The 12656-nt window shown below is 45.8% G+C and carries 14 protein-coding genes; 2 read left to right on the plus strand and 12 right to left on the minus strand.

The window, feature by feature from the left end; all coding sequences use genetic code 11:
- Positions 1 to 30 precede the first annotated feature (30 nt).
- The 3 genes from JGK36_RS13885 to JGK36_RS13895 all read right to left on the minus strand — a co-directional run bounded on the left by JGK36_RS13885 (position 31) and on the right by JGK36_RS13895 (position 2110).
- Positions 31 to 663, minus strand: coding sequence for an NAD(P)-dependent oxidoreductase (locus JGK36_RS13885; protein ID WP_293182478.1), 633 nt, complete (start codon positions 661 to 663; stop codon positions 31 to 33).
- 201 nt (positions 664 to 864) lie between these two features.
- Positions 865 to 1317: an ester cyclase gene (locus tag JGK36_RS13890; protein ID WP_293182480.1), complete on the minus strand. Its 453-nt coding sequence runs from the start codon at positions 1315 to 1317 to the stop codon at positions 865 to 867.
- Between the two features lie 49 nt (positions 1318 to 1366).
- Positions 1367 to 2110 carry an SDR family oxidoreductase gene (locus JGK36_RS13895; protein WP_293200974.1) on the minus strand — a complete coding sequence of 248 codons (744 nt, stop codon included), beginning with the start codon at positions 2108 to 2110 and terminating at the stop codon, positions 1367 to 1369.
- Positions 2111 to 2204: 94 nt separating this feature from the next.
- On the opposite strand from JGK36_RS13895, the gene JGK36_RS13900 reads away from it, so the two are divergent.
- Positions 2205 to 3131 carry a LysR family transcriptional regulator gene (locus JGK36_RS13900; RefSeq protein ID WP_293182484.1) on the plus strand — a complete coding sequence of 309 codons (927 nt, stop codon included), beginning with the start codon at positions 2205 to 2207 and terminating at the stop codon, positions 3129 to 3131.
- A gap of 297 nt (positions 3132 to 3428) precedes the next feature.
- Here the strand turns inward: JGK36_RS13900 and JGK36_RS13905 are convergent, their stop codons facing one another.
- The 9 genes from JGK36_RS13905 to JGK36_RS13945 all read right to left on the minus strand — a co-directional run bounded on the left by JGK36_RS13905 (position 3429) and on the right by JGK36_RS13945 (position 11840).
- Entirely contained in the window at positions 3429 to 3899 is a 471-nt protein-coding gene (locus JGK36_RS13905) for an SRPBCC family protein (RefSeq protein ID WP_293182486.1), read from the minus strand.
- 95 nt (positions 3900 to 3994) lie between these two features.
- The gene (locus tag JGK36_RS13910; protein ID WP_293182488.1) at positions 3995 to 4720 is read right to left on the minus strand and encodes an SDR family oxidoreductase; all 726 of its coding nucleotides are present in this window, start codon (positions 4718 to 4720) and stop codon (positions 3995 to 3997) included.
- A 69-nt stretch (positions 4721 to 4789) separates the two neighbouring features.
- A complete protein-coding gene (locus tag JGK36_RS13915; protein ID WP_293182490.1) occupies positions 4790 to 5380 on the minus strand; it encodes a Crp/Fnr family transcriptional regulator in 591 nt (196 codons plus the stop codon).
- Positions 5381 to 5701: 321 nt separating this feature from the next.
- Positions 5702 to 6736: a hypothetical protein gene (locus JGK36_RS13920; RefSeq protein WP_293182492.1), complete on the minus strand. Its 1035-nt coding sequence runs from the start codon at positions 6734 to 6736 to the stop codon at positions 5702 to 5704.
- A gap of 79 nt (positions 6737 to 6815) precedes the next feature.
- Positions 6816 to 7955 (minus strand): cytochrome P450, encoded by a 1140-nt coding sequence (locus tag JGK36_RS13925; protein WP_293182494.1) that lies wholly within the window; start codon positions 7953 to 7955, stop codon positions 6816 to 6818.
- A 149-nt stretch (positions 7956 to 8104) separates the two neighbouring features.
- A complete protein-coding gene (locus JGK36_RS13930) occupies positions 8105 to 9052 on the minus strand; it encodes a cyclase family protein (RefSeq protein ID WP_293182496.1) in 948 nt (315 codons plus the stop codon).
- A 123-nt stretch (positions 9053 to 9175) separates the two neighbouring features.
- Positions 9176 to 9613 (minus strand): small multi-drug export protein, encoded by a 438-nt coding sequence (locus JGK36_RS13935; protein ID WP_293182498.1) that lies wholly within the window; start codon positions 9611 to 9613, stop codon positions 9176 to 9178.
- Between the two features lie 82 nt (positions 9614 to 9695).
- Positions 9696 to 10232: a TetR/AcrR family transcriptional regulator gene (locus tag JGK36_RS13940; protein WP_293182500.1), complete on the minus strand. Its 537-nt coding sequence runs from the start codon at positions 10230 to 10232 to the stop codon at positions 9696 to 9698.
- A gap of 618 nt (positions 10233 to 10850) precedes the next feature.
- Positions 10851 to 11840, minus strand: a complete 990-nt coding sequence (locus tag JGK36_RS13945; RefSeq protein WP_293182502.1) for a Rieske 2Fe-2S domain-containing protein — start codon at positions 11838 to 11840, stop codon at positions 10851 to 10853.
- Between the two features lie 192 nt (positions 11841 to 12032).
- On the opposite strand from JGK36_RS13945, the gene JGK36_RS13950 reads away from it, so the two are divergent.
- Positions 12033 to 12620 (plus strand): TetR/AcrR family transcriptional regulator, encoded by a 588-nt coding sequence (locus JGK36_RS13950; RefSeq protein WP_293182504.1) that lies wholly within the window; start codon positions 12033 to 12035, stop codon positions 12618 to 12620.
- Positions 12621 to 12656: the final 36 nt, after the last annotated feature.

The raw sequence follows: 12656 nt of genomic DNA on the forward strand, positions 1-12656 counted from the left end.
TTTGGTTTCACGTACTTTGCCATATTAGTATTATGGATCGCCATGTACGCATTGTCCAGTCTTGTCCAATAAATTAATGATTAGAGGCATACCGATCGCATAATCCTCAGCAGAGATACGACTTTCTCCTTTTTCATTGGTGAGTAGACGATCTGCCCCAACCTGAAAGATAGCCGTGCGATCGCCGGGAGCAATTTCAGCCGCCGGACAAACAAATGACCAGTCAAGATTGGAAGCCTTGTAAAGGTTATACGCCTCAAGGTGAACGGCGGCAAGCGGACGGTATTCCTCCACAAAATTAGGGCTATTCATCAGCAGTACATCCGGCGCAACGTCAAGAATTCCTGCACCGCCCACGACAATCAAACGACGAATCCCCGCACGAGATACGCCATCAATCAACGAATGAGCCGCCTTGACAATCACATCTGGGGCAGAACCGCTAGGTCCTACTGCACTCAGTACGGCATCATTACCTTTAGCTAAGTCTGCAACATTAGTGGCATCAAGGACATTACCCGCAACGACGGTTAAATTTTCATGTGCGATCGAAAAGCGCGAGGGATCGCGAGTAATGGCAGTTACAATATGCCCTCGTGACAAGGCTTCATTCAATATCCGGCTGCCAATCATCCCGGTGGGAGCAAAGATCACAAGTTTCATTTTGATTCTCCTGGATTAGTTGATTTTCTACGGTGGTTTAATTGTTTCCCAATGCTAGGGAATTAAGACAAGTCAACCAATTCGTGTCACCGGACGAAGACAACCTTTGCATCCTCACAATAGCTTGAATTAGTTCCGGTACAGCAGGGTTGTTATGCTGCGATCGCCCTCATAGTTGGCGACTCAAGGCAGGCAGCACCTTCACTTGAGAATTAACGGCGTTAAAACAGGAGCCATTAACATTTCAAACTCCAGATTGGTAGCACTCACCACGTTTTCTACAATCTTGCCGTCTCGTAGTCGCATGACATGAGTTTCAATGAATGTGATATCCCGATTTGTGGCGGCAATACCAAAAAACTCTTTGGTATGTTTTTGCACGGATCGAAACCGAACGACCACCCGATCGCCTGCTGCAAAAATATCTTCGATTGTCATCTCTGAACCCGCAATCGGGGGAAAGGCATCGAAAAAGGCACTAAACACTTGCTTGTATGCTTCACGTCCGTCAATTGGCCCATCTGGCTTTAATCCGGTGATTGCCTGCACATTTTCAGCCAGTACATCCGCCGCGATGGACATATTACCCTTGCCCAAAAACTGCTCAATAAAGATTCGGGCGATCGCTAAGTTTTGTTCTTCAGTTGGAGTCATCGTAGGTTCGTCTCGCTGTAATAGTTTTGTATCTTAGGTTCAAAAGCGATTACCAAGGCAGTGCGATCGCGCCACCAAACTTCCGCATTTCGGCAAAAAACTTACCCTGTGCGCCACCTTCTGGCAACGTTGCCAGATATACGGCAGTTTCGGCTCCTTCATCGGCTGTGAACGGTGCATTAGAGCCACCCATATCGGTTTGCATCCAGCCAGGAGAGTAAGCATTTATCAAAATGTTTGTACCCTGAAATTCCTTTGCTAAAAGCGCGGTCAGTCCATTTAGCCCAACTTTAGAAAGGCGGTACGAAGGCGCTAGAGGATAGTAATCGCTACTCATAGATGCCAGCGAAGCCATTTCAGTAGACACATTTACGATCCGCCCGTAGTTTTGCGCTTTCATCAATGGCACTAGAGCCTGTGTCATTCGAGCAACGGCTAAAACATTGGTTGCGAAAGTTGCCAGCATCGTTTCCATTTGAACCGTGAGCAGGCTGGATTCTTCTGGCTGCATCGTCGGGTTGACACCCGCATTATTGACCAGAATATCGACTCTGCCATAAGTCTGCTGCAACCAGGTTGCGAACTGTTGCACACTAGCATCGCTCGTCACATCCAGAGGATGAAAATCCACTTGAATATTTTCGCTTGATAGGCGCTGTTGAGCGGCCAGACCATCTTGCTCCTGACGACTCGTCAGCACAACTTGAATATTCTCTTTCTGTGCTAACTTGCGGGCGATCGCATAGCCTAAGCCTTTGTGACTGCCAGTAATTACTGCTACTTTTTGCGTCATAGTCATCAAAAACTGTTGATTGAATTTGGTATGTCATTCACCCTACCAACCCTTAAACTATTAAACAAGACGATTTTTTAGATGAGTAGTATCAATGAAATCGATAGACTTGGCTGCGATTGACCTGAACCTGTTGGTTGCCTTTGAAGCCCTACTAGAACAGCGCAGCGTTACGAAAGCTGCTGAAGAGCTTCAGATTGGGCAGCCTGCAATGAGTGCAGCTCTCAGTCGTCTGCGTGTCTTGTTTGAAGATGAATTGTTTGTGCGGCTAGGACGACAGATGCAGCCGACGCTCAAAGCCCAGACGATCGCGCCCGGTATCTTAGCTGGATTACAACAGATTCGTCAAACCGTTACCTCCAGTCAGGCATTTGAGCCAATTTCTAGCGATCGCACGTTTGCCCTTGGGAGTTCAGATTACACGAGTTTAGTCTTGGTGCCACCGCTGCTACAGTTTAGTTGTCAAACAGCCCCGTCAATCAACTTCCGAATGATTGGGTTTGAGAAGGACTGTGTTGGAGATTTGCTAGAACAGGGCGCGATCGATGTGGCGTTGGGTGTTTTCCCAAATCCACCTCGCCAAACAAAATGGACACCTATCTTTGAAGAGCGGTTTGTGGGAATTGCTCGTCAAGGACACCCTGCTGTCAAACATGGAACTATGAGTTTAGAAACCTTCGCCGATCTCTCCCATGCTCTCGGAACACTGCGACGAGATACTACAGGTGCAATTGATCGAGCGTTGGATGAGCATAATTTAGAGCGACGTATCGCATTAACCACGCCACATATGATGATTTTGCCATTTGCGATCGCATCCAGTGACTTAGTGGCTGCTGTTCCCCGTCGCATTGCGCTTCGTTTCGCAACGGTCTGCAATTTAACGATTTTTGAGCTTCCAATCAAAACGAAACCGTGGATGGTATCAATGCTATGGAGTGCATTGAGCGATCGAGATGAAGCTAATTATTGGTTACGCAATGCGATCGAAATGATTTCTCAAAATGTTGAGACAACCTAAGCCAGAAATAGTCGGCTCTCCTGGGGTTGTGGTGCAAACTGTATCTCAATCTACAAAATTTGCAAGGTGCAAATGTTGAAACTCATATCAGAACTCATATAAGCTTCACTTATCACCGAATACCCAGGAGAGCCGAAAATGAAGTTAAAGCGTTTGTCGATGCACTCGGATTCGTTTATCCATAAAAATAAATTCTTGTGACTGATAGACGGTTAAAGTCCAGGACGCAAGCTTGACTTAGAGTGGCTAAGTAGACGGCGGTTGACGGCCGTAATGAGATTAGATTTAGGTCATATTCTACTCAATCAGTGCTTTCGATCGTTGCAGTGCCTGATTCATATAGTTGCGCCAGAGTAAATTGGTAATCAACCAAAGGATTGGAACAGCTAAAACAGACCGTGCATTGAATGTATAACGCCACTCGATCGTAGTCTGACCTGATGAGTTGACACTAAACCACCACTCCCCATTAGCAGAAGTTGTGAGAAACCTCAGCACCCCAGTAAAACCGCTAACCGTGTAGCTAAAGTATCGTGGATGCTCATATTTTGTCAGTAGCTCTTGGACAGAACTACGATCGGATAAATGCACAGTGCGGGTTTGCCCTGCGATGTCCCAATTTCCAACTTGGTTCTCAATACCCGTGACAGATGGTAGCAGCCCATAACCTTTAAATATAGAAGTGAGGTCAATAGGCACAATATGCTCACAAGCCGCAGTTTGACTAGCTGTAACGGTAGTCTTAATGGTTGCTGAAAGTAAGCTCATGAAATCTTCGCCTTTTTGTAATATCTAACATTTTCGCTGGCGAAGCACTCGGATTCGTTTATCCATAAAAATAAATTCTCGTGATTGATAGACGGTTAAAGTCCAGGACGCATGATCCGCTCCGCAAGTGCTGGGATGAAACGCTGAAGTACAAAGAGCAATTTCGTTTTGCCAATCCGCATTTCGTAACGATCGTGGCTAAAATCGCGCCAAAATTCTTCAGCTAATGCTTCTGGCGTGATTTTGCCGCGTCCTCGTCCCTGGGTCATGGCAGTGTCCACGATCGGTGGAATCATCTCAAACACTCGAACTGAGGTTCCTTCAAGTTGCCAGCGCAATGCTTTGGTAAAACTATGCAGTGCAGCTTTACTGGCACAATAGACTGGGGTACTTTGTTTTGGCACAATGCCTAATCCAGATGAAACATTGATAATTGCAGCCGTTGGATGACTTAAAAGCTGCGGCAGAAGAAGCTTGGTCAGATGCAAAGGACTGAGCAAGTTGATATCGAGTTCGGTTGCAATTTGCGCTGGTGAGATGGCAGCATCGGCAAAGTCATAGTTGTACTGGATGCCCGCATTATTGATCAGAATGTTGACAGCAGGATGGCGATATACTAGCTTTTCGAGAGCTTGGCGATCGCGCATATCGGTAAGTTCTACGGTGAGCAGGGGCAATTCGCGTTTCACGGCTTCTGCTTTTTGAGCATTCGTGCCTGTGACAATCACAGCATTCCCCTCTGTCAGAAATCGCTTCGCTAGCGCCAATCCAATTCCTGATGTGCCGCCTGTAATTAGAACTGTGTGTTGAGCAGTTTTCACAACTTTCCTAAGCCAATGACTAACTCATGGATCTTATGATAGGAGTTTGTGAAAAATCATTAACCTATGTTAATGATTTTTCAGTTGGGTACGAATTCGGCTTAAGGTCACTGGAGTCATACCGAGATACGAGGCAATGTAATGTTGTTTGAGCCGTGCGTTTAACCCAGGATATTCTTCTAAGAAACTGAGATAGCGAGTTTTAGCGTCATCTAACAGCAACGCACTTTCTCGCCGTTCCTTCTTGATGAAGAGAGATTCCGCAATTTTGCAATTCAACTGCTGCAAGTAAGTTTGGGATTCGGACAGCGATCGATAAACGGAATAATCTACGATCAATAGTTTGGTATCTTCCAGAGTTTGAATGAATAGTCGAGATGGCTGTCCCAGTAGCAGCGCACTATAAGCTGCCACAAAACTATTTTCAGCACAAAATGATTTTGTAGCTTCATTACCGTCAGCATCGACGTAGTACAAGCGTAGAATCCCAGAGATCACAAATCCAATTGTTTGCGGGATATCACCTGCACGAACAAAAAATTCACTTCGGCTTAAGGATTGGGGTTGAAATAAGCTAACTGCTTGAGTTGCTTCGCTCTCTGTCAGATCGATGAGCGATCGCAGGATTGTAATTAATTGAGTTTGCTCTTGGGTTAGCATATTTGCAACACTATAAGTCTGGTTTGCTCTGCTTAATATGCTAGTCGCAGTGCCAGACAGAAAATGTTTTACTTTGACAAGTTGCTTTCAAGCAAACACCATGACCTAAAATTTTAGTGGCATAACGTTGCCCATCACCCGCCGCAGATAACCTTTGCATCTCAACGTTAGCTTAGATTCGTTCCGGTGCAGCAGGCTTGTTAGGCTGTATCACCTTGCGATACAGCAATGCAGGAAAGTGACGTATTGGCAGATTTCTCTACCCGACCGACTGCTACACCCCTTCTACTCGTAATTCGCTTCTGCTGCTAATAGAAGGCTTTAATTCAACAACATTTCAAGGATTTTCAAATTAACGTCTTCATTCATCTGCCGCAGTGCGATCGAGTCAATGGCATCAGTGGGAACAAACTTTAATTCCCAATCGCTCCAGGCTTGCTTCAGCGGATTTGACGATCGAGCCGGATAAGAATAGTCACCGCAGATATCGACACCTAGAATTCGCTTACGTTGTTTGATCAGCGCAAGAATTTCCAGCATTTCATCAATCGTCAATGTCCCCTGTTTCGAGTTTTTGCCATCGTAGATATTAGAGAAGCAGTCTTCTTCCCGTAAACCGTCTTTATCGATGGTGATGTAAACAGCATCGGTAGAAATGTTGGCTAGAATACGCTCCATACTGTCGTGAACTCCTCCGTGATCGCGGAAATTTTTCCAAGTTGCCGAGGAGGTAAACAGACTATCAGGCTTCATCTCCACGCAGGGTGTACTCGCAGTCACATGCCCAATAATTTGAGATTGTCGCATCATGTTCGGGTACAGTTCTACCTTGCCAGATGTGAGCAAATCCATCTCATAGGTGGGTGTGCCAAGTGGTGCAACAAAATCATCGGGTAAGTCAAGGGTGAAATCGCGATCGATCCCCAGTAGCACCAACTTTTGGACATGAGGCAATTTTGCAGCTAGAGGTGCCCAAGAGCCAGCCCAGATATAATTGGGCATTGTTCTAAAGCAGTCCGAAGTACTGTCAAACCCAATCACAGTTACGGGTTCATTCAGCAAGCTAATCCACAGATACGCCATGTGATGGTTATTGTTAGTCCCGTAAAGCGCAATCCGAGGTTTCTGCAAATCGAGTTGAGTTGAGACATCTTTTCGTAGGCGTTCCATTACGTCATTTGGGCACCAGTAGCGCAGTTCCGCATGACGCTCTTGGAGGGAAATCACAGTGGGATTATATCGCTCTAGTAATCGAGATTGCTGCGTTACGGCTCCATCAATATCAAGCACAACGATTTCAAATTCCAGAGCACGATCGCATTCCGCAGTGTTAGCAGCCATTTTCTGTACATTCATGGTAATTTCATCTCCCAATTCAGGTTAAAAAAAGATTCCATACACTCGATCAATACTGATCGAGTGTATAGCTAAGACGTTAGAGCAAGACAGGTAAAGATTTCACGCCGTGAACATCTGTTGAGGGAATAAACTCCAGCGTGGCATTTGGATCAATGCGTAGATTGGGTAGTCGCTCTAGCACTGCACTCAACACGATCGTTGCTTCTAGCCGAGCGAGAGGTGCACCCAAGCAAAAATGAATACCGTTACCAAACGCCAGATGAGCATTCGGATCGCGATCAACGACAAAGTTCTCAGCGCGATCGAACTGTGCCTCATCTCGGTTGGCCGCTCCCATCCAAACGGTTACTCGCTGTCCTGCGGGAATGGTCTGTCCACTTAGTTGGGTTTCAACTTTCGTGAACCGTTCCATCGCTTGTATTGAAGATCGGTAACGCAGCACTTCTTCGATCGCCAATGGGAGTAGTTTTGGTTCCCGTTTCAACCGTTCCCATGCGTCTGGATATTCGTTAAAGCAAAGGATAGCATTGCCCAACAAATTTGTTGTCGTTTCATTCCCACCGACTAGCAGCACAATGCAAAAATCTACAAGCTCTTGGGCAGTCAAGGTTTCGCCTGCTTCCTGGGCTGCAATCAAATCACTAATTAAGTCCTTGCTTGGATGTTGTCGTCGTTGTTCTAGCAAATGCCGAAAGTAGTTTGCCATTGCCTGCAACGCTTCCGAGTCAAACAGGACAATACCGTCAGACCAGTGCTTGAAATCCGCCCGATCCTCAACAGGAACTCCCAGAATCTCTGCAATGACAATCACAGGCAGGGGAATCGCTAGGTCATGCATAAAGTCCATGCGATCGCGCTTTTGAACCTGATCGATGAGTTCGTGGGTGATTTGCGTAATGCGGGGAGCAAGTTCCTCAACTCGACGAGCAGTGAACACTTTTGCCACCAGAGAACGAAGCGATCGATGTTTGGGTGGGTCAGTATAGTTTAGGCTTTGAGTAAAATCTGTTTGCTCTGGCGGATGCGGGATATTGGATGAAAACGTTTGCCAATTCGCAAAGACTTGTTTCACATCTTCATAGCGAAAGATCATCCAGCTTTGTTGCTCTGCATCATAGAACACAGGCGATTCACGACGCATCTTGGCATACCAGAGGAAGGGATTGCCGAACAATTCAGAGCTTACGGCTGTTACTGACTGTTGGTTGGCTTGCATGACAAATCTCCTTAAATAAAAACAATTGAGGTTGAGTGAAAAAACTTGCAGGTTAATCTATCTGATGAGTAAGTTGCTGATCGCTGTACCAAATGAGTTGCATAAAGTGCAAATTCCGTACAAATGCTGGCAGCTTGGTGCAGAATAAATTAGACAATCCAAAGCGGGTTAACCGGGCTGCCTGTTCCCTTCGGGATTTTCAATGGGCTGACCAAAAGCAATCCATCGTAACGCCCTGTGGCACGGCTGTATTTCACTGCCTCTCCAAAGTTGCATCCAGAGACAATTCCTTGCCCGATCGCCCATTCCAATAGTTGCCCTTGTGCAAATGGTTCACTAGGATGCATCGCATCTTCAAAGTCGTAGAGCAATAGCCCAATTTTGTTGTCAACCAACCACTCAGCGCCTGTAACCCCAAGCCCAGGACGGGTAAAGTCAGGACCTGGTCCATCTACATCAAAATCCAGGATTGCCTGAGCAACTTCGTATCCCATATATAGGATCAGGGCATCCCCAGCGTGGGGGGTGATGCCAACTGCTGCAAGTGCCGCTTCAATTTCATCACCTGTCACGATTGGATCGTCATAATGAACGTAGTCAGTGCCACGCAGAGCAGGAATATCAGCCAGAATGCCACGAGTAAACCAACCTCGTTCTGCCCATGCCATGATGTCAGTACGTTCTGCCTCTGGTGTACCGAGCTTGTGACCACCATAGACTGTGCCCTGCCATAGCATGTGATTAATTCCTTCAATGTGTGTATTGGTCAGTCCATGCTGATCAATACACATGTGTTCTGAATACACGCCAATTTTGCCGTTCTCATCATTGACGAAAAACTCCATATCTAGAGTCGGTTTACCATCACGACGAAACGATTCCTGATTCCGCATGGTGCGGGAGAGGGAAATGACCTGAAAATCCTGAATTGCTGCGACTCCACGCATCCGAGCTTCTTTTGTCACCAATTCCATCGTGCCTAGCACTGGATCGTACTTGATTTCACACGCATAGCGAGCAATATGCTGTGGTAGCTCCATCTTCATTACTGCCTCTACAGCTTTTGCAGTTGCATCTTGTGATTGATTACTGTGCATAGTTCCTCTTGTTAGTTTGGAAAATTAGATTGGATAGATTTCGAGTCAAATTGAGCCAGACTCTGGCTATCTAGCTTCAGCACTTTTGTGTCTTTTTCAGATTTCGCCCACGAATAGGTGGCTTCAATGGTGATTGAACCAATTAATTCCAGATGCGACTAACACTGCGGTTGCGATCGCATAAAGCAGAATCCCAACGAAAGAAAACAGCATGACTTGCTTAGGCTGAATTCCGGTTATCGGTGCAATAACCGCGATCGTCCAACTCCCTAAAATGGGAGTCATCAACACCAGAAACCAAGCACCATAGCGGTCAAAAGCGTGTTTAACCTTCCGAACGCCTCGCTTTTCAAGTCGTTCCAGCCAAAGTCGAATTCTTCGCACTCTGGTCAGTTGACGGTAGCAGAGTAGCAGTAGAGGAATCGGCGTGAAGTTTCCGAAGACAGCCCACACGACGGCTGAAACCCCATCCAATCCCATTGCCATGCCAGCCGCAACTGCTGCATAGACCTCGAAGTAAGGAAAGAATCCAATGAACCAAGTGCTAAATGCCTTGGTCATATACTCAAAAAACTGCATGGCAAAGTGCCTCCAGAGTAGCCTTCTGGTTTAGGGTTAAAGCATGACTTTCCGACTCAATGAACTAGGGTTGCGCTAGATTTAACAGCGTTTCAATCACCTGCGATCGCAAATTCTCTTCGAGTGGCGCAAAACCAAACAAACTCGTCAGCGCTAAACCATCGACTGCTAACCGGATAATGGTGGCAATTTCAGGTTTCAATCCATTCGACTCAGCTTTTGCTTGCCATTCCGCCCAGCTATCCTGAATTGGCTTTAGCAACTCTGGATTCACAACGATCGCAGCCAGCAAGCTTGAGTACAGCTCTATATCTTCTGGACTATCTAGCACAGATGCCCTGACATAAGCTTTTACCCAATGTCCTGCTTTTTCTGACTCGGAATCTTTCTCTAGCTCATCATTGAGTGCTGCGGTGAACTTATTCAATACCTGCTGCACCATGCCAACAATCAAGGCATCCTTAGTCGGAAAGTGATGCAGCAACCCACCTTTACTCACACCAGCTTCACGAGCAACTGCTTCTAAGGTGAGCGCATCCACTCCCTGTGCCACAACCACTTTATTTGCAGCGGCTAAGAGTGCCTCAGGCTGAATCGGCATTGATCGAGAGCGTTTGACGGAAACCATAGAACTCAAATGCACCAGAGACTGAGCTGGATACTGCTTGAATGATTCATTTTATCCTCCTTAAACCATTTACTATGAACTGATCTCAATTTGAGAAACACCATCAGACCGTCCAGTTGGTCGGATATATAATAAGATACCGTCCAGTCGGTCGGATGTCAAGCCAAAAAATTTTTTGTTTTTACAAAGGACGAGCCAACGAAATTCGATCACCTGGCAACTTCCCTGCTGTCTGTTGTTGCTGTCTCACTGAATCGAATCAGAAATGGAAGAAACACTAACTATTCTGAAAGATTATGAGCCAGTGACGGCAATCTCCATTGGCTGTCTTGGAAATCCTCAGCTTTGCCCGATGCTCTGCGCGATCGTGAACTGACTGCCCATCAGAGAGAACCTTTGATGGAACTGGCTTTCACTGGGTGCTGGGGACATCACTCGCTTTTTGCTTCAAACCAATGAGTTTGAAACACCTCATCTATCCGTAACTCAAGCAGCCTAACGTTGCCCATCACCCGCCGCAGATAACCTTTACATCCTAGCCGATTAACTTTCGACGGTCGGTGTGCATGGGCGTTGTTATGCGGCTGGCAACTACCGAGATAGATTGGGTTCGCCAACGGCTGGAAAGCTCTCAAAATTTCGTCGCACCCAATCCATTCCCACTTCATTATTTAATTTTATCCGCTGTGGTGTATTGCTGTAGATCCTTTCTAAAATCTTTGCATCTTGATCCACAACCACATCAATCAACTTCAGCAGATTGCCTTTAATCAAGTGTGCAATCGGAGAATGTGCCTTTATATACATCAACACAAATACACGAGATTGACGATCGGCTTCAGGAAGATAGAAGTGACATTCCTTGAGGCTCAATAGCTTATCTTCACCGTGCAACAATCCCATGAACGGGAAAAAGTTTTCTAGATGAGCCTCTAGCACCTTTGGCATCGCAAGCTGAGCAGGGTTTCTTAGAATATCGCGAAATGTAGGTTGTTTGCGGGGTTGCGACAAATACGCATGAGAATGGAACCCCTCATCAATGAACTGCTTCATTTGCACTTCTTCAATCTCAAATAATTCTCGATGAGTGCCGTTTTGGTGATTGTAGTCATGCATATTTAGTAGCAAGCTTAGAAGATCGGTCGGAATGCTGCGTTCTCCCGTCACGCCAATGAACTCGTACTCCGTTGCAATCTCATTCATAATTGCAGGAATTGGGATTTTCGGCTCATAGCTGCCATATGACCAAATAAAATCCCCTTGGATAATTAATTCTAGCGGCTGCAAGAGAGATTTGGTCTGTTTATTCGATCCTGGTAGAACTGTGCAGCCCAAATTGTCAAATTCCAACGCATGAAAGGGACAAGCGATCGCGCTACTGCCATTAGATTGAGTCACACACCAACCCTCAGACAGCATTGCACCCATATGAGGACAAGCATTTGGCAAGGCGTTAATGGTGCCACGAATGTCTTGCCAAAGGACGTAATCATTACCCAACAGTGAAATTTTCATTGGCTGATTGGGCTTCAGCATGGAACGATGCGCCAAAAGCCACGGTGCGCCTTGCAATTGATTCATGATTGCTTAAGTTTACTTACTAATTTATTAGTAAGTTTATCAAATCCTTGTCTTTACGTCAATACAGAGATTGAATGTCTTCAGTCTAGCTGCCTCTTTGCTACAATGGAAAGGCAAATAATTAATTAAAATGCCGTGGTTCGACCCAGTAAACGAGGCGCAAAATCCGTCCATTCTGTTCGCGATGCCCAGATGACACAGGAGCGAATTTTAGATGCCGCAGAGCAAGAATTTTCACGACACGGCTTGAATGGTGCGCGGCTGAGTGCGATCGCAACTCTCGCTCAGGTCACAACTGCATCACTTCACTACTACTTTGAGAATAAGGAAAACTTGTACAAGGCGGTTCTACAACGTCCGATCGATGAAGTCCAATCTACGCTTGGACAATTGAATTTTGATGGTTTATCTCCTGAAGTAGCCCTGAAGCAAATTATTCGGATCGCGATCGCCAACGAAGCTCAAAATCCTCAACGACAAATGCTGTGGTTTCAAGAAGCAAGCCAAAATCAAGGAATTTACTTCAAAGAGTGTAACGTTTTGAGCCTGCATGAGTATTTGCTCAAGATTATAGAACGAGGTATGACGGAAGGATATTTTCGCCCTCTTAAACCGTTTTTGGCTCTAACTCATATCTTGAGTGTTTGCCTGTTCTACTTTACTGTTCATGAAAACTGGAAACATCTAACACCAGATGTTGATCGCCTAAGTCCAGAAATGATTGAAGAACACATAGAAGAGGCGATTTCATTCATTTTGGCTGGCGTAAAGCACTCCTAATTAATGACTCAACAGAATCCTGAACATCAACAAATA

This window comes from Microcoleus sp. PH2017_35_SFW_U_B (assembly GCF_020737865.1).
Taxonomy (GTDB): Bacteria; Cyanobacteriota; Cyanobacteriia; order Cyanobacteriales; family Microcoleaceae; genus Microcoleus.

Coding starts and splice junctions, on each gene's coding strand:
- JGK36_RS13925 (WP_293182494.1), bottom strand. CDS start 7,955: ATGCAAGCCAACCAACAGTCAGTAACAGCCGTAAGCTCTGAATTGTTC.
- JGK36_RS13935 (WP_293182498.1), bottom strand. CDS start 9,613: ATGACCAAGGCATTTAGCACTTGGTTCATTGGATTCTTTCCTTACTTC.
- JGK36_RS13890 (WP_293182480.1), bottom strand. CDS start 1,317: ATGACTCCAACTGAAGAACAAAACTTAGCGATCGCCCGAATCTTTATT.
- JGK36_RS13900 (WP_293182484.1), top strand. CDS start 2,205: ATGAAATCGATAGACTTGGCTGCGATTGACCTGAACCTGTTGGTTGCC.
- JGK36_RS13895 (WP_293200974.1), bottom strand. CDS start 2,110: ATGACGCAAAAAGTAGCAGTAATTACTGGCAGTCACAAAGGCTTAGGC.
- JGK36_RS13950 (WP_293182504.1), top strand. CDS start 12,033: ATGACACAGGAGCGAATTTTAGATGCCGCAGAGCAAGAATTTTCACGA.
- JGK36_RS13930 (WP_293182496.1), bottom strand. CDS start 9,052: ATGCACAGTAATCAATCACAAGATGCAACTGCAAAAGCTGTAGAGGCA.
- JGK36_RS13905 (WP_293182486.1), bottom strand. CDS start 3,899: ATGAGCTTACTTTCAGCAACCATTAAGACTACCGTTACAGCTAGTCAA.
- JGK36_RS13915 (WP_293182490.1), bottom strand. CDS start 5,380: ATGCTAACCCAAGAGCAAACTCAATTAATTACAATCCTGCGATCGCTC.
- JGK36_RS13920 (WP_293182492.1), bottom strand. CDS start 6,736: ATGAATGTACAGAAAATGGCTGCTAACACTGCGGAATGCGATCGTGCT.
- JGK36_RS13940 (WP_293182500.1), bottom strand. CDS start 10,232: ATGCCGATTCAGCCTGAGGCACTCTTAGCCGCTGCAAATAAAGTGGTT.
- JGK36_RS13885 (WP_293182478.1), bottom strand. CDS start 663: ATGAAACTTGTGATCTTTGCTCCCACCGGGATGATTGGCAGCCGGATA.
- JGK36_RS13945 (WP_293182502.1), bottom strand. CDS start 11,840: ATGAATCAATTGCAAGGCGCACCGTGGCTTTTGGCGCATCGTTCCATG.